This window comes from Bacillus sp. FJAT-29937, assembly GCF_001509555.1.
Taxonomy (GTDB): domain Bacteria; phylum Bacillota; class Bacilli; order Bacillales; family Cytobacillaceae; genus Cytobacillus.
In genome coordinates this window covers 224,341-246,511 of sequence record NZ_LMAS01000003.1, presented here as the reverse complement: position 1 = coordinate 246,511, position 22,171 = coordinate 224,341, and the positions used below count along the sequence as shown (strand labels likewise).

Annotated in this window: 21 protein-coding genes and 1 riboswitch; of the genes, 1 reads left to right on the top strand and 20 read right to left on the bottom strand. The window is 39.1% G+C overall.

What is annotated here, in order from left to right; translation table 11 throughout:
- Nucleotides 1-117 precede the first annotated feature (117 nt).
- The 7 genes from racE to AR328_RS07470 all read right to left on the bottom strand — a co-directional run bounded on the left by racE (nt 118) and on the right by AR328_RS07470 (nt 5,855).
- Entirely contained in the window at nt 118-912 is a 795-nt protein-coding gene (gene racE, locus AR328_RS07500) for a glutamate racemase (protein WP_066292674.1), read from the bottom strand.
- A 10-nt stretch (nt 913-922) separates the two neighbouring features.
- Nucleotides 923-1,381, bottom strand: a complete 459-nt coding sequence (locus tag AR328_RS07495; protein WP_066292669.1) for a MarR family winged helix-turn-helix transcriptional regulator — start codon at nt 1,379-1,381, stop codon at nt 923-925.
- 187 nt (nt 1,382-1,568) lie between these two features.
- Nucleotides 1,569-1,793, bottom strand: coding sequence for a helix-turn-helix domain-containing protein (locus AR328_RS07490; protein ID WP_057771856.1), 225 nt, complete (start codon nt 1,791-1,793; stop codon nt 1,569-1,571).
- Between the two features lie 137 nt (nt 1,794-1,930).
- Complete coding sequence (locus tag AR328_RS07485) at nt 1,931-2,404, bottom strand: acyl-CoA thioesterase (protein WP_066292667.1); 474 nt, start codon at nt 2,402-2,404, stop codon at nt 1,931-1,933.
- A gap of 242 nt (nt 2,405-2,646) precedes the next feature.
- Nucleotides 2,647-3,408 carry a succinate dehydrogenase iron-sulfur subunit gene (sdhB, locus tag AR328_RS07480; RefSeq protein WP_066292665.1) on the bottom strand — a complete coding sequence of 254 codons (762 nt, stop codon included), beginning with the start codon at nt 3,406-3,408 and terminating at the stop codon, nt 2,647-2,649.
- Nucleotides 3,409-3,427: 19 nt separating this feature from the next.
- The gene (sdhA, locus tag AR328_RS07475) at nt 3,428-5,179 is read right to left on the bottom strand and encodes a succinate dehydrogenase flavoprotein subunit (protein WP_066292659.1); all 1,752 of its coding nucleotides are present in this window, start codon (nt 5,177-5,179) and stop codon (nt 3,428-3,430) included.
- 67 nt (nt 5,180-5,246) lie between these two features.
- Nucleotides 5,247-5,855 carry a succinate dehydrogenase cytochrome b558 subunit gene (locus tag AR328_RS07470; protein WP_066292655.1) on the bottom strand — a complete coding sequence of 203 codons (609 nt, stop codon included), beginning with the start codon at nt 5,853-5,855 and terminating at the stop codon, nt 5,247-5,249.
- 374 nt (nt 5,856-6,229) lie between these two features.
- Between AR328_RS07470 and AR328_RS07465 the strand changes: the two genes are divergently transcribed.
- On the top strand, nt 6,230-6,679 hold the full coding sequence (locus AR328_RS07465) for a YslB family protein (protein ID WP_066292650.1): 450 nt from the start codon (nt 6,230-6,232) through the stop codon (nt 6,677-6,679).
- A 57-nt stretch (nt 6,680-6,736) separates the two neighbouring features.
- On the opposite strand, the gene AR328_RS07460 is transcribed toward AR328_RS07465, so the two are convergent.
- The 13 genes from AR328_RS07460 to zapA form a co-directional block, all read right to left on the bottom strand.
- Entirely contained in the window at nt 6,737-7,966 is a 1,230-nt protein-coding gene (locus AR328_RS07460) for an aspartate kinase (RefSeq protein ID WP_066292646.1), read from the bottom strand.
- 166 nt (nt 7,967-8,132) lie between these two features.
- Nucleotides 8,133-8,312, bottom strand: a riboswitch (Lysine riboswitch).
- Between the two features lie 64 nt (nt 8,313-8,376).
- Nucleotides 8,377-10,149: an excinuclease ABC subunit UvrC gene (gene uvrC, locus AR328_RS07455; RefSeq protein ID WP_066294598.1), complete on the bottom strand. Its 1,773-nt coding sequence runs from the start codon at nt 10,147-10,149 to the stop codon at nt 8,377-8,379.
- Nucleotides 10,150-10,403: 254 nt separating this feature from the next.
- Nucleotides 10,404-10,718, bottom strand: a complete 315-nt coding sequence (gene trxA, locus AR328_RS07450; protein WP_066292644.1) for a thioredoxin — start codon at nt 10,716-10,718, stop codon at nt 10,404-10,406.
- A gap of 199 nt (nt 10,719-10,917) precedes the next feature.
- On the bottom strand, nt 10,918-11,895 hold the full coding sequence (locus AR328_RS07445) for an electron transfer flavoprotein subunit alpha/FixB family protein (RefSeq protein ID WP_066292642.1): 978 nt from the start codon (nt 11,893-11,895) through the stop codon (nt 10,918-10,920).
- A gap of 40 nt (nt 11,896-11,935) precedes the next feature.
- Nucleotides 11,936-12,709 (bottom strand): electron transfer flavoprotein subunit beta/FixA family protein, encoded by a 774-nt coding sequence (locus AR328_RS07440; RefSeq protein ID WP_066292639.1) that lies wholly within the window; start codon nt 12,707-12,709, stop codon nt 11,936-11,938.
- Between the two features lie 282 nt (nt 12,710-12,991).
- Nucleotides 12,992-13,765 (bottom strand): enoyl-CoA hydratase, encoded by a 774-nt coding sequence (locus tag AR328_RS07435; RefSeq protein ID WP_066292638.1) that lies wholly within the window; start codon nt 13,763-13,765, stop codon nt 12,992-12,994.
- A 34-nt stretch (nt 13,766-13,799) separates the two neighbouring features.
- Nucleotides 13,800-14,387 carry a TetR/AcrR family transcriptional regulator gene (locus AR328_RS07430; protein ID WP_066292636.1) on the bottom strand — a complete coding sequence of 196 codons (588 nt, stop codon included), beginning with the start codon at nt 14,385-14,387 and terminating at the stop codon, nt 13,800-13,802.
- A gap of 232 nt (nt 14,388-14,619) precedes the next feature.
- Nucleotides 14,620-16,323, bottom strand: coding sequence for an AMP-binding protein (locus AR328_RS07425; protein ID WP_066292634.1), 1,704 nt, complete (start codon nt 16,321-16,323; stop codon nt 14,620-14,622).
- Between the two features lie 314 nt (nt 16,324-16,637).
- On the bottom strand, nt 16,638-17,045 hold the full coding sequence (locus tag AR328_RS07420; protein ID WP_066292632.1) for a DUF350 domain-containing protein: 408 nt from the start codon (nt 17,043-17,045) through the stop codon (nt 16,638-16,640).
- 18 nt (nt 17,046-17,063) lie between these two features.
- Nucleotides 17,064-19,418, bottom strand: a complete 2,355-nt coding sequence (locus AR328_RS07415) for an endonuclease MutS2 (protein ID WP_066292628.1) — start codon at nt 19,416-19,418, stop codon at nt 17,064-17,066.
- 67 nt (nt 19,419-19,485) lie between these two features.
- Nucleotides 19,486-21,204: a DNA polymerase/3'-5' exonuclease PolX gene (polX, locus tag AR328_RS07410; protein ID WP_066292625.1), complete on the bottom strand. Its 1,719-nt coding sequence runs from the start codon at nt 21,202-21,204 to the stop codon at nt 19,486-19,488.
- Between the two features lie 105 nt (nt 21,205-21,309).
- Nucleotides 21,310-21,852, bottom strand: coding sequence for a CvpA family protein (locus AR328_RS07405; protein WP_066292618.1), 543 nt, complete (start codon nt 21,850-21,852; stop codon nt 21,310-21,312).
- A gap of 3 nt (nt 21,853-21,855) precedes the next feature.
- Complete coding sequence (zapA, locus tag AR328_RS07400; RefSeq protein WP_066292615.1) at nt 21,856-22,119, bottom strand: cell division protein ZapA; 264 nt, start codon at nt 22,117-22,119, stop codon at nt 21,856-21,858.
- Between the last annotated feature and the right edge of the window lie 52 nt (nt 22,120-22,171).

Below are 22,171 nucleotides of genomic sequence, written 5' to 3'. Positions count from 1 at the left end.
GGATTGCTATTAAATAAGTGGATGGGATAGTTGAAAGAAATTAATGCGGACACTAAATCCCTTATTTTCCACGCCCCAAATAACCCTATCCAATACAAAAACCTCCCGAAAGGAGGTTTATAACGTAACTTTTTTCACATGACGAACGGGTACCGCCAGCCATTCGGAGGCTATTTTCGTAAAAATATCTGTCGATCCTGTTGTGAAGAACTGATGGTTCGGCTCGTCCTGACAGCTATTTAATAAGCCTTGATGATATAGAATTGTACTAACCTCTCTTGCTGTTTCGTCCCCTGAACTTATCACGCTGACTTGATCACCTGCCGCCTTTTGTATTAACGGTTCAAGCAGCGGATAATGTGTGCAGCCCAATATAAGTGTATCCATTCCATTATTTCTAAATGGCTCCAAAGTTTCAGTTACAATTCTCTCGGCTAAATGCCCCTCATATTCTCCACTTTCCACAAGGGGGACAAATTTAGGACAGGCTAGGCTATGAACCTTTACCCGGCTATTAATTTGCCTTAAGGCCATTTCATATGCACCGCTCTTTATCGTACCTTCTGTGCCAATGACACCGATCGTTTTATTTTTTGTTTTCTTTATCGCTGCTCTTGCACCTGGAGATATGACACCAATTACCGGTATCGGCAGCTGACTTCTAATTTCATCTAGAGCGACTGCTGTTGCCGTGTTACAGGCAATAACTAGCATTTTGATTTGTTTGTTTAAAAGAAATCGGGTTATTTCCCAAGTAAATGCTTTTACTTCTTCACCTGACCTTGGCCCATATGGACATCGTGCTGTATCCCCCAAATAAATAATTTCCTCATGTGGGAGCTGCCTCATTACTTCCTTGGCTACAGTCAAGCCTCCGACACCTGAATCAATAATACCTATCGGATTTTTCAATCGAACCGCCTCATTCTTCGCGCATATCTTGATGTAATCTTGTTAAGTTCTTTTTTAGGAGCTGAACCTCTTCATCAGTAAAATTAACGAGTACCTCTTTTAAATATAATTGCCGCTTTTTAATACACTCGTCAATAATCCTTTCCCCTTCTTCTAGAAGATGGATCCGAACAACCCTCCGATCATTCGGGTCTTTAACCCGTCTAACAAGGTTGTTTTTTTCCATACGATCAACAAGATCTGTCGTCGTGCTAAAGGCAAGATACATTTTATTCGATAGCTCGCCAATTGTCATATCTCCCTCTTCAAAAAGCCATTGGAGGGCAACAAATTGGGGTGGAGTGATTTTGTAATTGCTTAATATTTCACGGCCCTTTTGCTTAATAATGCCTGATATATAGCGCAGCTCCTTTTCTATAATAGCTACTGTATCTATGTCATCAATTGCTTTCACGTCTTCTAAATCCATTACATACAACTCCTATATGGCTATTTCTATTCCAACAAGATGATATAATCCACAAGCTCTATTGCATATATTTTCGCCTTTTTTCAGCTAAATTTCAAGGCTGAAATAAATATAGAAGCTATAGTTAAGTTAATTTTGCTTATTAAATAATATAAACCGGCATCCAATAAAGGATGACCGGTCTTAATTAAAGTTCTAGCTCTCCCATTCGAAGGAGCTCTACAACAGCTTGTGATCGCCCCTTAACACCAAGCTTTTGCATGGCATTCGAAATGTGGTTCCGAACCGTTTTTTCGCTTATAAATAATTCACCAGCGATTTCTCTCGTTGTTTTATCCTGTACTAACAGTTCGAATACTTCTCTTTCTCGTTTGGTGAGTAACGGCTTATGAGTAAATTCGTTCTCCTTCAAGTATTGTAACCCTCCTTGCCTTTCGCCAGCTATGAACCGCGGGATGGGTATATATTTAGTCACAATATCTTATGTAACGCAGAGGACTTGAGTGACACCAATTCCTTAAAGGAGAAGATTTTATTTTAAAAAAGTTATTAAAATGAATTAGGCAGCTTTATGACATGATTTTGAAGCAAAGATTTCATTTCTTCAGTCCATGGATAGCCTTTCCCTGTTTTCTTTGAAATTTGAACCATTGTCCCTCTTCCCGTAAAGCAGACGGATCCATCCTCTTTTTTTCCCATATAGTGTAGATCCACTGAAGATGTACCGATTGCTTCTGCTTTCACATATATTTTTAAATGTTCATCAAAGAAAGCCTGCTTTAAAAAATCGCATTGCAAATCAGCTACAACAGGAATGGTTTCGTTTTTTGGATTTACCCACTCCTGCATAAAGCCGATACTTTTGAAAAATTCTATTCTTGCTACTTCAAAATAGGTAAAGGGAACCGTATTATTTAAATGACCAAACATATCTGTTTCCGAAAAACGCACCTTAATAGGATGAAAAAACTCAAAGCCTTCTTCCCATGCAGGAAAATCATTTATATAGCTTATTTTGCTCATGTAATCTCCCCCACTATAATCAAAAATGAATAACGATTCATTCTACCATTATATAACTATTGGAATAAATTGAAAATAGAAATGTGGAAACGCCTTGGTCAGGGGCGACAAGCATAAGACGAACTGGCAGAAAGGTTGTACTTTAACCTTACTGACAGTTTGGCTTATGACCTCGAGCCCCTAGGCGTTGGAGCTGGACAACAAAAAACCCCTCTTCCAAACGGAAGAAGGGCTTTCGTTTATTAAACTTGATCGCTTCCAAAGAAGTTTTTGAAAGATTGTAATGTAGCCGCACGGTTTACAGCAGCGATTGATGTTGTAATAGGAATTCCTTTTGGACATGATTGCACACAGTTTTGTGAGTTTCCACAGCCTGTCATTCCGCCATCATCCATGAATGCATTTAAGCGTTCTGCTTTATTCATTTCACCGGTTGGGTGAGCATTAAACAAGCGAACTTGGTTAAAGACAGCTGGTCCCATAAAGTTTGTTTTGCTATTTACGTTAGGACAAGCTTCTAAACATACACCACAAGTCATACATTTAGATAACTCGTATGCCCATTGGCGCTTTGGTTCAGGCATACGTGGTCCTGGGCCAAGATCATACGTACCATCGATTGGAATCCATGCTTTAACCTTTTTCAATGAATCAAACATCCGGCTTCTATCTACTTGCAAGTCTCTTACAACAGGGAATGTACGCATTGGTGCTAAGCGAATTGGCTGTTCTAATTGGTCAACTAGCGCCGAACAAGATTGGCGCGGTTTTCCATTAATAATCATTGAACAAGCACCACATACTTCCTCAAGACAGTTCATATCCCATGTTACTGGTGTTGTATTGTCACCTTTTACATTAACAGGGTTACGGCGTATTTCCATAAGTGCTGAAATAACGTTTAAGTTCGGACGGTACTCTACTTCGAACTCTTCATCATAAGGCGCAGAATCTGGATTGTCTTGACGAGTTATAATAAAGCGAATTGTTTTTTTGTCACTCATCACTTACTCTCCCCTTCTCTTAATGTTTTTTTGTATAGTCACGTTCACGTGGTTTAATTAATGAAATATCAACTTCTTCATAATGGAATGCAGGCGCTGATTCTTCCCCAGTGTATTTTGCCATTGTTGTCTTTAAGAATTCTTCATCATTCCGTTTAGGGAATTCTGGTTTGTAATGGGCACCACGGCTTTCATTACGGTTATATGCACCGATTGTGATCACACGAGCTAAATGAAGCATATTTTTCAACTGGCGAGTAAATGCAGCTCCTTGGTTGCTCCATTTGGCTGTATCGTTAATATTAATGTTATTAAAACGTTCCATTAACTCAACAATTTTCTCATCCGTTTTCAATAGCTTGCTGTTTTCACGAACAACTGTCACGTTATCAGTCATCCATTCACCAAGCTCTTTATGAAGAACATAAGCGTTTTCTGTTCCATCTAATGACATAATATCATTCCATTTTGCTTCTTCTTGATTAACATGACGATCAAATACAGAAGAAGAAATCGAATCAACACTTTTCTCAAGACCATTGATATAATTAACAGCATTTGGTCCAGCAACCATTCCGCCGTAAATAGCTGAAAGTAAAGAGTTCGCACCTAAACGGTTCGCACCATGCTGTGAATAATCACACTCACCTGCAGCGAATAATCCAGGAATGCTTGTCTGCTGCTCATAATCAACCCATAGTCCACCCATTGAATAGTGAACAGCAGGGAAGATCTTCATTGGAACTTTACGTGGGTCATCGCCCATGAATTTCTCGTAAATTTCAATGATACCGCCAAGTTTAATATCAAGCTCATGCGCATCTTTATGAGAAAGATCCAGATACACCATGTTTTCTCCATTAATACCTAGTTTTTGATTGACACATACATCAAAAATTTCACGTGTTGCAATATCACGCGGTACTAGGTTCCCATATGCAGGGTATTTCTCTTCAAGGAAATACCAAGGCTTTCCATCCTTATAAGTCCAAACACGTCCGCCTTCACCACGCGCAGATTCACTCATAAGACGCAGCTTATCATCACCAGGGATTGCAGTTGGATGAATTTGAATAAATTCTCCATTCGCATAATAAGCGCCTTGCTGATAAACAATAGAAGCTGCTGACCCTGTATTAATCACTGAGTTTGTTGATTTACCAAAAATAATTCCAGGGCCGCCTGTAGCCATAATTACTGCATCTGCAGCAAATGTTTGGATTTCACCAGAAGTTAAGTTCTGTGCTGAAATTCCACGGCAAACACCATCATCATCAATAACGGCACCTAAGAATTCCCAGCCTTCGTATTTCGTAACAAGTCCTACAACCTCTTGTCGGCGCACTTGTTCATCCAAAGCATATAAAAGCTGCTGACCTGTTGTAGCTCCAGCAAATGCAGTACGGTGATGCTGTGTTCCGCCAAAGCGGCGGAAATCAAGTAAACCTTCAGGTGTACGGTTGAACATTACACCCATACGGTCGAATAAATGGATAATACCAGGTGCTGCTTCACACATTGCTTTAACTACCGGCTGGTTTGCTAAAAAGTCTCCGCCGTAAATAGTGTCATCAAAGTGTATATATGGTGAATCTCCTTCACCCTTTGTATTTACAGCTCCGTTAATGCCGCCTTGAGCACAAACAGAGTGAGAACGTTTAACCGGTACTAAGGAAAATAACTCAACCGGAGTCCCTGATTCTGCAACTTTAATTGTTGCCATTAAGCCGGCTAGTCCGCCGCCGACAACGATTACCTTACCTTTAGCCATAGTGACTCACTCCCTATTACTTTGTAAAACTAAAGCAAAATTTTTAACCGAACGTTTCTACTGCATATTAAACAAATGCTGTAATCGCACGAATACCGACAATTGATAATAGAATGAAGATAACAATTGTAACGTATGTTGTTATTAACTGTGAACGAGGTGAAATTGTAATCCCCCAGCTTACACAGAAAGACCATAATCCATTAGAAAAGTGGAAAATTGTTGAAATAACCCCAACGATATAAAACCAGAACATAAATGGATTTGAAAGAATATTCTCCATCATTTGGAAATTAACATCTGCACCGAATGCAGCTTGCACACGAGTTTCCCATACATGCCATGCGATGAAAATAAGTGTAATAACACCAGACACACGTTGTAGCATGAACATCCAGTTACGGAAGAACCCATATTTGCTTACATTGTTTTTTGCTGTAAACGCAATATATAGCCCATAGATGGCATGAAATAATAAAGGCAAGAAAATAATAAATGTTTCTAAAATAATTCTAAACGGCAGACTTTCCATAAAGCCTGCAGCCTTATTAAAAGACTCCTCTCCCCCTGTTGCAAAATGATTGACTACTAGATGCTGAACTAAAAATAGTCCTACTGGTATAACACCTAGTAATGAATGCAATCTGCGATTTAAAAACTCTCGATTACCCGCCATGATTTACCCCCCTATTTTTTTGCAAGATGTTAGGTGTCGTTACCTCGAATGTAAATTTCCACCAAAACATCCTTTCGAAAATGGCATATCATTTTCTTACAATTATGTGACATGTCCATTTTACTCCCAACATGTTAGAGCGTCAAGGAAACGATTACATAAAATATTGTAACTATCGAAATCATAAAAATATATTAATATTACTTACTATTACATATCTAACCATATTTATTAAGCAAAAGCTCACTTGGATTAATATATTAAAAAAGCAATAATCTTCCTCCGCAAAAACACCCCTCTTTTTCATCATTCTATAACTAAATTCCTTCCCATTTGTATATAATAGAAGAATAATAGAAAGAGGGGATCTTAGCTTGAATGAAACAGCTTCAGAATTAATTCCAATTGAACAAAAAGCCGAATCCATTTCTGACTTTGGATACGAATTGATCAGGGAAGTTCTTTTACACGACATATTAGGCGACGATGCGCCTGAAATATTATATTGGGCTGGAAAAAGCCTTGCACGTAGATATCCTCAAACGACAGTATCCCAAATAATTGATTTCTTCGAACAAGCTTCATGGGGACACCTAGTCCTAAAGAAAGAATCAAAAAATGAAATGGAATTTGAGCTTTCCAGTTCTTTCATACAGGAACGCTGCAAAAAAAATACCCGATGCACCTTTCAGCTTGAGGCAGGGTTTATTGCTCAGCAAATTGAAATGCAATCTGAAGTGATTTGTGAAGCATATGAGCATCCTAATAAAAGAAAAGGAAAAATTCAGTTCACCGTTAAATGGGATAAAAAGGACAAAATCTAATAGTCACTTTTTGACGAAAAGAAGGCTTTCAATTCAATGAAAGCCTCTTTCTTACTATTAAGATTCAATCGGTATACCTGATAAATGAAAGGCTTCGTGAAGAGCCTCAACAGCCTGAACCATTTTTTCTTGTCCAATTACCGTTGAAACCTTTATTTCCGAAGTACTCACCATCTTTACTTCGATGTCATTGGAGGCCAGCACTTCAAACATCTCCGCTGCTACCCCTGGATTTGAAACCATTCCTGAACCGATAATCGAAACTTTGGCAAGACCTTTCTCTGATTCAATACGGCTATAATTTAATTTATTCTTACAGTTTTCCAGAACCTTAATCGTGTCATCAAGATCTTCATTTTTAATCGAAAAGGATAAATTTGCTGATTGTTCTGCCAGTGTACTTTGAATAATAATATCAACATTAATATGATTTTTGGCTAATTCAGAGAAAACCGTGGATAACCCAATTAAAGAGTTCGGCAACCCAATGACAGTGACTCTTGTGATTTCGTTTTCGAATGCTATTCCCCGGACAACTAAATTTTCTTCCATGTATACTTCCTCCTCAATCATAGTCCCTGATTCGCTTTCACTGCTTGATCGCACTTCAATTGGGATTTGATAGTTTTTAGCAAATTCTACAGCTCTAGGATGCAATACACCAGCACCTAAATGGGCAAGTTCAAGCATTTCATCATAGGATACCGCTAATAATTTTCTTGCGTTTTTAACATAGCGCGGATCTGTTGTAAACACTCCCGTCACATCGGTATAAATATCGCATTTATCCGCTTTAAGAGCCGCAGCAATGGCAACTGCCGTAGTATCGGAGCCACCGCGCCCCAATGTTGAAATCGCTCCGTCTTCCGTTATGCCTTGGAACCCCGCGACAATAACAATCTTTCCTTCGTTAAGCTCTCTCTTCAGCCTGGAAGTATCAATATCCAATATTCTCGCATTGCCATGTACTGACTCTGTTTTGATTCCAGCCTGCCAGCCTGTAAAAGATACAGCTGGAAAGCCCTTTTCTGATAAAGCCATTGCTAATAAAGAAATCGTCACCTGTTCACCCGTAGTTAAAAGCATGTCCATTTCTCTTTTGCTTGGAGAGGAGGAAATTTCCTTTGCCAGACCGACAAGCTGATCTGTAGATTTCCCCATTGCGGAGACAACTACAATGACATCATTGCCCCTATTCTTTTCCTCGATTACCCGATCGGCAACGTTTCGAATCTTTTCTACATTTGCAACAGATGTTCCACCAAACTTTTGGATGATAAGTCCCATGTTTTCCCCACTTTCTAATTTTGCAAATTGTTCATTAGCAGCTATCCGTCAATTGCATTATAAAATATGTCAGAAATGCCCGATTGATTGGATTTTGGCATAAAAAAAAGCAATGAGATTCTATCTCATTGCTGTGTTTATAACGTAGAAAAAATACATTTTTACACAGTGAGATAGCTCTCCAAGACGGTTTTGTCTTGACAATCTTACATTTATTCAATGCAAGACCAGCGAAAAAAGTTATGAGACTTTATCCACTTCGGCGAACATTCCCTTTCAAAGCTTTTCATTGAAGCTCATTCTTCTCCAAGCTTTTACTATTGAAGTTCGCACCTCTACCTTCACTTTAATACTATAAAGTGATATTGAATTTTCAGTAATTATAGCATGTTCACTTACAGCAAACAATACTATTCCTTTAATTTTCTTTTTAATTCTTCCGCAATATTTGCCGGAATGCCAATTTTTCTAAATTCCTCAATGCTGGCCTCTTTCATCTTCTTAATCGATCCAAAGGTTTTTAGCAGCTGTTTCTTTCGCTTTTCCCCAATGCCAGGAATGTCATCAAGCACTGATTGAAACGCATTTTTCCCTCGAAGCTGACGATGAAAGGTTATAGCAAAACGGTGGACTTCATCTTGAATTCTTTGCAGCAAATAGAACTCCTGACTGTTTCTCCCAAGCGGAATAATTTCTAATGGATTCCCGTACAATAGCTGTGAAGTTCTATGCTTCTCATCCTTAACTAACCCAGAAATTGGAATATCAAGATTTATTTCATTTTCCAATACATCTCTTACTGCCTCAACATGCCCTTTTCCTCCATCGATGATGATCAAATCTGGAATAGGCAGGTTTTCTTTTAATACCCGGGTATATCTTCTCCGTACGACCTCGCGCATAGAATCATAATCATCCGGCCCCTGTACAGATTTTATTTTATATTTACGATATTCTCTTTTCTCTGGCTTGCCATCAATAAAAACAACCATAGCGGATACTGGATCCGTTCCTTGAATGTTCGAGTTATCGAAAGCCTCAATTCGATGAGGAGTATAAATCCCTAGCTGATGCCCTAAATTTTCAATGGCTTTAATGGTTCGTTCTTCATCCTTTTCAATAAGGGAGAACTTTTCTTGAAGGGCGATTTTTGCATTTTTAGAAGCTAATTGTACTAAATCTTTTTTCTGGCCTCTTTGCGGTTGAAAGGCTTTTACTTCCAAAAGCTCTTCAGCCAAATCTGAATTAACCGTATTCGGCAGTAATATTTCTTTTGGCTTAAAATGATTCGCCTTTAAATAAAATTGACCTAAGTATGTTAACATTTCTTCGTCAGGCTCGTTATAAATTGGAAACATTGACACATCCCGTTCAATTAATTTCCCCTGTCTAATAAAGAATACTTGAACACACATCCAGCCTTTATCGACAGCAAAGCCGAATACATCCCGATCTGTAAAGTCTGTTGTTGTGATCTTTTGCTTTTCCATTGTTGTCTCAATATGAGTGATCCTATCACGGAAATCCTTCGCTTTTTCAAAGTCAAGTTCTTCAGCAGCGGCTGTCATTTTTTCTGTTAATTCTTTTTTAATTTCCTTATAGCCCCCATTTAAGAAACGGGTAATCTCGTCAACCATTATTTTATATTCCTGCTCGCTTACTTCTTTCACACAAGGAGCTAAACATTGTCCTAAATGATAGTAAAGGCAGACACGGTCGGGCAAGGTTGTACATTTTCTTAATGGATAAATTCGGTCAAGCAGCTTCTTCGTTTCATTTGCAGCATGGACATTTGGATAAGGCCCAAAATATTTCCCCTTATCTTTTTTAACCTTGCGGGTAGTAATAAGGCGGGGGTGTCTTTCGGCAGTTAGTTTAATAAATGGATAGGTTTTATCGTCCTTGAGCATAACATTATATTTTGGATCGTGTTTTTTTATTAAGTTCATCTCAAGAATTAACGCTTCGATATTGGAGGATGTCACAATATATTCGAGGTCTTCTATTTCATTGACTAATCTTTGGGTTTTTCCGTCATGTGAACCAGTAAAGTAGGATTTGACACGATTTTTTAAAACCTTTGCCTTCCCCACGTAAATTATAGTTCCTTGACGATCCTTCATTAAATAGCAGCCCGGCTGATCAGGCAATAGCATTAATTTATTTTTTATGATTTCATTCATATCATTATCACTTCCGAGTAGAAATGCGTAAGCGCCGTGGTCAGGGGCGACAAGCATAAGGCGAGCCGGCAGGAAGGTTGTACTTTATCCTTCTTGACGGATTGACTTATGACCTCCGACGTACAGGACGTACTAGTGCTGACATTGCCACAGGACGTGGCGTTCTTAGTCGGCGAGCCCCTAGGCGCTGTAGCTAGACAAATAGAAATGCGTAAGGGGCCGACTATGTCAGACCCCTTACTAATCTAATTCTATTATGCATGTTTTGATAGAAGTTCTGCAAGAGCTTCTTTCGGCTGGAAGCCAACCACTTTATCTACAACTTCTCCGTCTTTAAAAACGATTAAAGTTGGGATGCTCATAACACCATATTTTCCTGCTGTTTCTTGGTTTTCGTCTACGTCAAGCTTAACGATTTTTACTTTATCGCCCATTTCTGAATCAAGTTCTTCAAGAACTGGTGCAATCATTTTACAAGGTCCGCACCAAGGTGCCCAAAAATCTGCCAATACAACACCTGAGCCAGTATCTGTAGAAAAAGTTTGATCTGTTGCGTTTATAATAGCCATTGAAATGCCTCCTATTTGTAAGTGAATTAATAAATATAACGTCAGTATACCATTGTTCTTTCTGTCATGCTAACGTTTTGCTTCGGACGTAATTTCCCCTAATTTTTCTATAACTATTCATATTGTATTATTTTCGAAATCATTTCCATAATGAAAATAAGCGGCCAAAAGCCGCTCATTTCTCACTTAAATAATCAGCTTATGCATTTATTAACAGCTTCTTAAACTCTTCAGTTAGCATTGGAACTACCTCAAACAGATCTCCAACAATCCCATAGTCTGCAACCTTAAAGATATTTGCCTCCGGGTCTTTATTAATCGCCACAATAACTTTGGAGTTTGACATACCGGCAAGGTGCTGAATTGCTCCTGAAATTCCACATGCGATATAAAGATCAGGTGTAACAACCTTTCCTGTTTGGCCGATTTGCAATGAATAATCGCAATAATCTGCGTCACAGGCGCCGCGAGAAGCCCCAACAGCTCCATTTAGAACTTTCGCAAGCTCTTTTAATGGACCAAATCCTTCCTCACTCTTTACTCCGCGTCCTCCGGCAATGACAACCTTCGCTTCAGAAAGATCGACTCCTTCGCTTGCCTTGCGGACAACCTCTTTAATAATGGTGCGAAGATCTTTAATATCAACAGATAGAGAAGTAACATCCCCTGATCTAGATTCGTCCTTTACAAGCGGGCTAATATTATTCGGGCGGATTGTAGCAAAAATTAAGCCATCTGTAACAATTTTCTTTTCGAATGCTTTTCCCGAATAAATAGGACGAGTGAACACTAAGTTTCCTCCAGCGATTTCTAATGCTGTCACATCAGAAATCAATCCGGAGCTTAATTTAGCTGCAATTTTTGGAGCTAGATCCTTACCTAAAGCTGTATGTCCAAAAATCAGTCCATCCGGCTTTTCTGCATCAATGACAGCCATAACAACCTGTGAATAGCCATCTGATGTATATTGCTTAAGTTTTTCATCTTCAACGGTTATAACACGGTCCGCTCCATATTGGATTAATTCTCCGCCTAAAGCGCTTACAGAATCGCCAATTAACACTCCTACAACTTCTCCGCCTTCTGCTGCCGTTTTTGCTGCAGCTACCGCTTCAAAGGAAACATTACGCAATGATCCGTCACGGACTTCACCTAAAACTAATACTTTTCTAGCCATTATGCTTTACCCCCTGCGTTCATATTCTTGTATATTCCGATCAGACTACTTTTGCTTCAGTATGAAGAAGTTGTACTAGTTCTTTTACTTGATCTGCAAGATCGCCTTCGAGGATTTTCCCTGCCTCTTTTTTAGGCGGAAGATAAATTTCAATCGTTTTTGTTTTTGCCTCGACATCGTCTTCCTCAAGGTCAAGATCATCAAGCTCAAGTTCATCAAGCGGTTTTTTCTTTGCTTTCATAATCCCTGGCAATGATGGGTAGCGCGGTTCATTTAAGCCTTGCTGAGCTGTAACTAGTAATGGCAGGCTTGTCTCAATTACTTCGGAATCTCCTTCAACATCACGAACAACTGTTACATTGCTTCCCGAAATATCAAGCTTTGTAATCGTTGTGACATAAGGAATGTTTAGAAGTTCAGCTACACGAGGGCCCACTTGACCCGAACCGCCGTCAATCGCAACGTTTCCAGCGATGATTAAGTCAGCATCCTTGTCTTTTAAGTATTCGGAAAGAATTTTTGCAGTGGTAAATTGATCACCATATTCTAAATCATCATCTGTATTTATTAAAACAGCTTTATCAGCACCCATAGCAAGAGCAGTACGAAGCTGTTTCTCAGTTTCTTCATTACCGACAGAGACAACCGTTACCTCTCCGCCATTTTCATCACGAACTTGAATCGCTTCCTCGATTGCATATTCATCATAAGGGTTAATGATAAATTCTGCGCCATCCTCGTTTATTTGACCGCCTGAAATCGTAATTTTCTCTTCTGTATCAAAGGTTCTTTTCATTAAAACATAGATGTTCATGATTTCCCTCCTAATTTTAAAAGCGTAAGTGCCTCGCCCAGGGGCGACAAGCATAAGACAGGCCGGCGAGAAGGTTGTACTTTAACCTTCTTGACGGACTGGCTTATGACCTCGAGCCCCTAGGCACTGTAGCTAGATAATAAAAGTATGACTGATTTCTAGCAAAAAATTTCATTACTTCTAAAGATTAAGAAAATTTATTTCGTACGGGGCGTACAACCCCGTACATGTTAATTATAATAGATTGCTAGAAAAATTGTTATCGAAAAAAAATAATTATTTTTATTTGCCTGTAAATTTCGGTTCCCTTTTCTCGATAAATGCAGAAATTCCTTCTTTTCCATCTTCAGAGACAAATACATCTCCGAACAGTTTTGCTTCCATCTTTACTCCTTCAAAATATTCTTTTGGCTTTGAATAGTTTAAGAGATCGATAGCAGCCTTAATGGAAACTGGACTCTTCTTGGCAATTTTCTTTGCTATATTGTAGGCATTTTCCAAAAGTTCGCTTTCAGGATACGCATGGTTGGCAAGACCATATTGGACTGCCTCTAATCCTGTTATCGGATCACTTGTAAAAAGCATTTCGGCAGCCTTAGCTGTACCAACGAGCCGAGGAAGGCGCTGTGTTCCAGCAAACCCGGGAATTAATCCAAGCTGAAGCTCAGGCAATCCAAGCTTAGCATTCTCGGCAACTAATCGGAAATGACAACCCATAGCAAGCTCTAGTCCTCCGCCAAGTGCGGCGCCATGAATGGCAGCTATAATAGGCTTGGGGAATGTTTCCATTCGTTCAAATAATTCCTGGCCATAGGTTGAAAGTTTAGAGAAATCATCTTCAGTTTTAATTGTTGTAAATTCTTTAATGTCTGCCCCTGCTGAAAAGAAACGCCCTTCTCCGTGTATTAAGATGACCCTGATTTCGTTATTTGCTTCAATTTCATCTAATACTGCGGACAACTCCTTCAATAATCCTGAAGAAAGAGCATTTGCCGGAGGACGTTCAATCGTAATAGTAGCTACCATATCCTGATTAGACCATTTTAAATACTCCATATTCATCCCCTTTTCTTTCAAAGCAATTCAATGGTTATGGACGCGCAGCACAGCCGCCCAGAAGCAGTTGATGCACGGGTCCTGCTAACGAGGTTAAATCATATTTTTGCTCATTCATCACCCAAGTTGTGACTGTTTCATCCATCGTGCCAAAAATCATCTGGCGTGCTAATCGAGTATCTAAAGCGGCTGAAAACTCACCGCTTTCTTTTCCTTCTACTAATATTTTTTCAACTATAGAAAGAACTCCTTTTAGAACTTCGTTAATTTTATGACGGATCTCCTTATTGGACTGTCTAAGCTCCAATTGGGTCACGATGGCAAGATGACGATCTTCAGAAAGCATATTAAAATGTGTTTCAACCAATACTAATAACTTCTCTGCCGCTGTTTCTTTTCCTGCAATTTTCTCTTTATATTTCTCAACAAAATATCCCATTTTTTCTTGAAAGAGAGAGATAAGGATATCTTCTTTATTTTTAAAATATAAGTAAATCGTTCCGTCCGCGACGCCAGCCTGCTTGGCGATTTTGGAAACCTGCGCATGATGATACCCGTTCTCTGCAATGGCTATGACTGCGGCATCAATGATTTGACGATATTTAGGTTTGTTTCTTTTCATCGTATCCCTCCTTCCAAGAAAGTGTAGGCTTTTATCTGTATAAAGGGCGAATGATTGCTAATTGATAATGAATGAATCATCATTCATATTTTTATAATAGTGCTGCAATTCCGTTCTGTCAAGAAACTGTCGCGCAATTTTTGATGGACGGATCTATTATGTCATTTATTAAAAAATGGGACAAGCTTTTCGTCAAAAAATAAAGAGCCGAAGTAGAAGCTCGGACTCAAAGTTAAGCCTGCTTTTCCTGGTCATCATCTAATCTCTTTTTTTCTTCATCTATCAGGGCTCTTCTTAATATTTTTCCAACGGCTGTTTTCGGGAGCGCATCTCGAAATTCGTAAAGTCTTGGAACTTTGTAAGCTGCAAGATATTTTCGGGCAAACTCATTTAATTCTTCTTTATTTGCGGTTGTTCCTTCTTTTAGGACAATATAAGCTTTGACTGTTTCTCCACGATATGGATCCGGTATTCCAGCTGCTACAACCTCTTGTACGGCAGGATGTTCATAAAGGACTTCTTCTATTTCACGCGGATAAATATTATAGCCGCCAGCAATAATCATATCCTTCTTACGGTCAACCACATAGAAATAGCCTTGATCATCCAAATACCCAAGATCACCCGTTAATAGCCAGCCGTCCTTTAAGGATTCAGCTGTATCCTCCGGGCGATTCCAGTATCCCTTCATGACTTGTGGTCCCTTAACGACGATTTCTCCAACCTCACCGGGCGGAAGAAAATCTCCTGTTTCTAATGACAGAATGGCTGCATCTGTATCTGGCCACGGCACACCGATACTTCCCTTCACACGCGGACGGTCCCAGAGAAAATTAGCATGAGTGACCGGTGAAGATTCAGTTAAACCATAGCCTTCAACAAGCTTGCCTCCTGTTACCTCTTCGAACTTTTGCTGTACCTCTACAGGAAGAGCTGCTGAACCGCTTATACATGAATCAATAGAGGAAAGATCATATTTCGCCAAATCCGGATGATTTAATAGTCCAATATAGATGGTTGGAGCTCCAGGGAACAGCGTCGGCCGTTGTTTTTGAATCGTCTTTAGTGTTGTCTCTACATCGAATTTAGGCAGCAAAACCATTTTGTGAGCTTCCATAACAGATAAAATTAACACCGTTGTCATTCCGTACACATGGAAAAACGGCAATAAGCCTAGAACAACCTCTTGCCCTTGTTTACATTTATAAAGCCAAGCCTTACACATAGACGCATTCGCAACTAGATTGCGATGTGTCAGCATAACCCCTTTTGGAAATCCAGTCGTTCCTCCAGTATATTGTAATAACGCTAAATCTTCTGCGAAATCAAATTCATATTCCTTTAGTTTTTTTGCTGGCTGCTTCAAAATTTCGGTTAATAAATGGTTGCTTCCTTCATGCTTCACATTTACCACAATTCCATATTGCTTCTTTTGTATAAAAGGATAAACTAGGTTTTTCGGGAAAGGCAGGAAATCTTTGATAGCGGTTACAATTATATGCTGCAAATTAGTTTGCGGCTTAACCTTCGCTGCCCTTGGAAACAAAATATCCATCGTAATGATGGCCTTTGCCCCTGAATCCTTCATTTGATATTCAAGCTCCCGCTCCGTATAAAGGGGATTGGTTTGTACGACAATTCCTCCAGCCATTAGGATCCCATAATAACTGATGACAGCCGGCGGAATATTCGGCAGCATAATGGCAATCCTATCACCTTTCTCAATTCCGAGTTCCTGAAGATAGGAAGCAAGCTTTAAAGAGGATTCATAAATGGCTCGATAAGTAAATTCTTTTCCCATGAAATGAATGGCAATTTTCTCTGGATGATCATCAGCCGCTTTTTTTAAATAATCTTGAACAGGCTGATTTGGATATGTCAAAGTTGAGGGTATTTCTTCCGGATACGTTTGAAGCCAAGGCTTATTTAGCAACAATATATTCCCTCCTTCTAAAGTATTAAATCTTTAGAACATTCCAATTGTTCATTCTTATTATAATATAATGAAGTTTACATGACAATTAGAATAATAGATTAATGTATATTTTTAACATGTCCGTATAAGCAATTAATTTTATGTATCAAATACATCAGATCACAAAAAAAATCGCCATATGATTATGGCGATTAGAAAACTATATCGAAAAAACATTAAGCAATAAATAATAAGTAAATGGCACCGATTACAACAAACAACCCACAAAGAATAAATAATACTTTCGCTAATTTCTCCACTTATATCCCCGCTCCTTAAGATAAGCCTGCTCCAATAATATAGGACAAACCTATCGAAATAACCATGGATATGAATCCAACAGCTTTATTATTTTTTTCAATTTCATCATCAATTTTAAATTTCGGTGTAAGGAATTCGAAGATAAAATAACCAGTTAACAATAGAAAGAAGCCGAATACTCCCCAGCTTATCATGGTGAAAAGTGAATCATTTATCATGATGGAATGTCTAAAAATATTGGCAATCCCGAATATCTTTCCCCCTGTTGCCATAGCAACCGCTACATTCCCATTTTTGATTTCTTCCCAGTTCCGATATTTCGTGACCAATTCGAAAACAGCTAAAAATACAATCATACATAAAATGACAACACTATAATAACCCGCTGTTTGTACAAATTGATTTTCCCAAAATTGGTTCATTTCTTCTCTCCCAATCCGTTATTTAAATTCAACAACTGTTACACCTGATCCGCCTTCGCCCGCTTCACCGAATCGGATTTTCTTCACTGAACGGTGGTTTCTTAAATATTCCTGCACACCCTGTCTAAGTGCCCCAGTTCCTTTTCCATGTATGATGGAAACTCGGGGATAGGCAGCCAGCAGTGCATCATCAATATATTTCTCCACACGAAGCAGAGCATTTTCATATCGTTCGCCACGGAGGTCTAGTTCGAGACTAACATGAAAGTCTTTCCCTTTTACAGTTGCCATTGGTCTTGTTTCCACTGGTTTCGGACTCTTAATGAACTCCAAATCCTTTTCATTCACCTTCATTTTCAGGATTCCAATTTGAACTTGCCATTCTTTGTCAGATGTCTTATCAATCAGCGTTCCTTTTTGGTCAAAGCTTAAAACCTTTACTTCATCCCCAGGCTTAAACACATGCTTATCTTTACTTGTCATTTGTTTTTTCGACTTTTTAATTTTCGGCGCTGCTTCTTCCAGACGTTTCTTCGCTTCAATTAATTCGTGCTCTTTAATCTCAGCTGCTTTTTCGATTCGCATTTTTCTTAAATCACGGATGACTTTTTCTGCTTCGGCCTTCGCTTGGTCGATAATAGCTTCGGCTTTTTCTGCCGCTTTTTCATGTAAAGCATCTTTTTGCTCATAAAATTCGATCATTTGCTTTTGCAAATCTTTATGAAGCATTTCAGCACTTCTTAAAAAGTCATTCGCTTCTTCCTTGTCTGCTTCAGCCTGTTTTCTGCTCTCCTCTAACGATGCGATCATATTCTCAACCTGATTGCTGTCTGCACTTATATAGGAGCGGGCTGTATCAATCACATCATCTTGAAGCCCAAGCCTCTTGGAAATTTCAAATGCATTGCTTCGGCCGGGAACTCCTATCAGCAGCTTATATGTTGGGCTAAGTGTATCAATATCAAATTCTACACTCGCATTGATGACGCCTTCCCGATTATAGCCATATGCTTTTAATTCAGGATAATGAGTCGTTGCGATCACTCTTGCTCCTCGTTTATATACATAATCTAATATGGAAATAGCAAGGGCCGCTCCCTCTTGAGGGTCTGTTCCTGCACCTAATTCATCAAAAAGGACAAGACTGTTAAAGTCCACCTTCTTTAGAATGTCTACAATATTCACCATATGTGAAGAGAAGGTACTAAGACTTTGTTCGATGGATTGTTCATCGCCAATATCCGCATATACAGCATCAAAGACAGCTATTTCAGACCCATCTAAGGCCGGGATTTGCAGTCCGGCTTGAGCCATTAGCGTACATAAGCCAACTGTTTTTAGAGTGACGGTTTTCCCGCCAGTATTTGGACCTGTTATTACGATGGTCGAAAAGTCTTTCCCTAATGAAATGTCATTCGCTACTACAATGTCCGCTGGAATAAGCGGATGGCGCGCCTTAAATAAGGATATTCTCCCCTCATTGTTTACCTTAGGCTTTGATGCTTTCATCCGGTTGCTGTATCGCGCTTTTGCAAACATAAAATCTATTTCTGTTAGAACTTCAACAATTGTTTCTAGCTCCGAACCATTTTCCGCTACCTTGCTTGAAAGTTCTATTAAAATTCGTTCAATTTCCTGCTGCTCTTTCACACGAATTCCCTGGAGCTCATTATTTAATTGAACAATCGATTGAGGTTCAATAAATAAGGTTTGGCCAGAAGAACTTTGGTCATGGATAATTCCTCCATAATGCCCTTTGTATTCCTGTTTGACCGGTATAACAAAGCGATCATTTCGAATCGTAATAATGGCGTCTGAAAGCATTTTCTGCGCACTTGAAGAACGAATCATGCTTTCCAGCCTTTCTCTAACCCGGGACTCTTTCGTGCGCAATTGATTTCGAAGAGACCTTAGCGTATCACTCGCACTATCCAATACTTCTCCGTTATCGTCAATTGCATTTTTGATCGTTGTTTCCAAATCAGCTAAGACGATAATACGAAAAACATAGCTGGCTAATATAGGTAAATTCTCATTTTCATCTACGAATTCTTCAATAAATCGTTTAATTTGTCTGCTTGCGTGAACAGTGCTTGCTACTTGTGTTAATTCATGTGGGCTTAGCATCCCGCCAATGATTGATCTTTTGACATGAGGCCGTATATTATATATTCCGCCTAGCGGGACGTTGCCTTTCATTCGAAGCACCTTTACGGCTTCATCTGTTTCTTCCTGCCACTGCTGAACTTCTTCAAAATCGACAGATGGCATTAAATGTTCTGCTTTTCTTTTTCCTAACTCAGATGATACGTGCTCGAGCAATTGTTCCTTTACTTTATTAAACTCCAGCACTTTAAAAATTCTTTCCTGCATGAGGATGTAACCTCCTATTTGAAATGCAAAAGGGTTGCTGAAGCTAGCAAATTGGCTAGCTTCCTATCTATCCCTTATTGTTTAAAAAATCCAGCAGCTCCCCGGTATCCATAGCGTTAAGAACACTGCTTTTCTTAATCCAGCCTTTCTTTGCTGTCGATACACCGATAGACATGTGGGTTAATGTGTCCATCTTATGGGCATCTGTATTAATCACTATTTTCACACCGGCGTCTTGTGCTTTGCGAATATACTGAGGTGCAAGATCTAGCCTGTTTGGATTTGCATTTAATTCCAAGACCGTATTCGTTTCTTTCGCAAGTTCTATTAAAAGATCTATATCTACTTCATAGCCATCTCTTATGCCAATTTTTCTGCCAGTTGGATGTGCGATGATGTCAACGTGCGGATTCTTCAAGGCTGTTTTTAACCGTTCCATTATTTTCGCTTTCGGCTGTGTGAAGGCAGAATGAATGGATGCGATGACGATATCCATTTCCGCAAGCAGTTCATCATCATAATCTAATGTTCCGTCAGGTAAAATATCCATCTCAACACCAGATAAAATAGTTATATCATCGTAGCGTTCATTTAGCCGCTTAATCTCTTCTTTTTGCTTTCTTAAGCGTTCAGAAGTTAATCCATTTGCCACCTTTAAATATTGTGAGTGATCCGTTATGGCTACATATTTATAGCCTCGTGCACGGCTGGCCTCAACCATTTCCTCAATCGTATGGGCACCATCACTCCAAGTCGTGTGCATATGGAGATCGCCATTAATATCGGAAAGAGTGATTAAAGCCAATTCAGCAGAGTATTCATCTACTTCCTTTCCATCCTCCCTGATTTCAGGTGGGATATAAGGGAGCCCGAAATGCGCATAAAACTCCCTTTCAGTTGTAAAAGTGGCAACTTCTCCGGTTTCAATATTCTCTACCCCATATTCACTTATCTTTTCCCCGCGTTCTTTCGCAAGCTGGCGCATTCTTACATTATGTTCCTTCGATCCGGTAAAATGATGAAGCGTAGTGGCAAATTCCTCAGGCTTTACTAGACGAAAATCAACGGATATATCATAGCTATGTTCTAGAATAACTGAAACCTTTGTGTCTCCTGCCGCTATCGTCTCCTTAATAAGTGGAAGGGCTAATAGTTTTTCTTTAACGGCCGCTGGTTTAGTTGTTGCAATGATAAAATCTAAATCCTTAATGGTTTCTCTCATTCTTCTTAAGCTGCCCGCTCGTGAAAAGTTTTCAACCTCATCCATATCATTTAAAATCGATTCGATAGAATCTGCAATCGGAAGCATATAAGCGAGTGGCAGCCGTTCTGGCCTTCCTCCCGCTTGACTTAATGCAGCAAGAATCTTTTCTTCTGATTTTTCCCCAAATCCTGCAAGGGCCCGTACTTGTTTATTCCGGCAAGCCGTCTCCAAGTCTGCTGCATTTTCTATTCCTAGCTCTTTATGCAGCTTCGCAATTTTCTTGCCCCCAAGACCAGGCAATTGAAGCAGCGGAATTAATCCTTTAGGCACTTCTTTCTTCAGATCATTCAAAACAGTCGAATGGCCTAACTCTATATACTCCTCAATGACCGCAGAAGTTCCCTTTCCGATCCCAGAAATTTTTGTAAAATCTTCTATTTCGCTCAAACTCTGTTCATTTGCCTCTAATGCAGCAGCCGCTTTACGGAAAGCAGCTATTTTAAAAGGGTTTTCTCCCTTTAGCTCCATATAGATTGCAATCGTTTCTAAGAGCCGAATAACATCTTTTTTATTAATTTCCATCTACCTGAACACCTACTTTTTTGGAAAACTTGTATTGTGAATATTGTTTCCTATAATAATCAGTTTTTATCTGCTTAAAAAGAAAACTTCTCTGCTTTAGAGAAGTTAAGAAGCTATGTATTCAATCCACATCTCCTTTATAGCCTGAGAAAATATCGGAGTATTATTAACAATTCCTTTTGCCATAAAGGAGTCATTTATGGCATTTTGAATGGCATCTACTGGTACTAATGCTGCTATGTATAATAGAATAAACATGATAAGATATATTTCTATAAATCCTAATATTCCGCCTGCCCAAACATTTAATTGCTTTAAAACCGGCAAATTTGCAACGAAATCAAGCATACTTCCTATCATTTGCAGGACAATTTTTACCGCAAAAAAAATCACGACAAAGGCAATGGCGCGATAGTAGGCATCTTCAAGATTGACTTGATCAAACAGCATTCGCATTGTTGAATTGCTTTGGAAATGTGGGTAAGGAACCCATAAGGTTAATTTAGGGGCCAGCTTTTCAAAATACATACGAGCAACAATAAATGCAATAATAAAGCCGACTAAATGGATCAATTGCAGAATAAAGCCTCTCTTTAAGCCAACGAAAAAACCTATTATTAATAAAATGAGTATGGCAAGATCTAGCATGACTTATTCAGTCCTTTTCTCTTTTAATTCAATTTCAAGCTTTTCTAGACGATCCTTCAGCTTGATATAATCATTAACGGCATTGACAGCCGTTAAAACGGCTAATTTGCTGCTGTCGAGATAAGGATTCTTGGAACTGATTTCACGCATTTTATCATCAACCGTTGAGGCAACAAGACGAACATGGCTATGACTCTCAGTACCGATAATTGTATATTGCTGACCATATATATCTACACTTGTACGGTTTTTTTGTACATCTGACAATCGTCATGCCTCCATTCCTTTAGAATCCTAATCCATATCATAACATGAAACA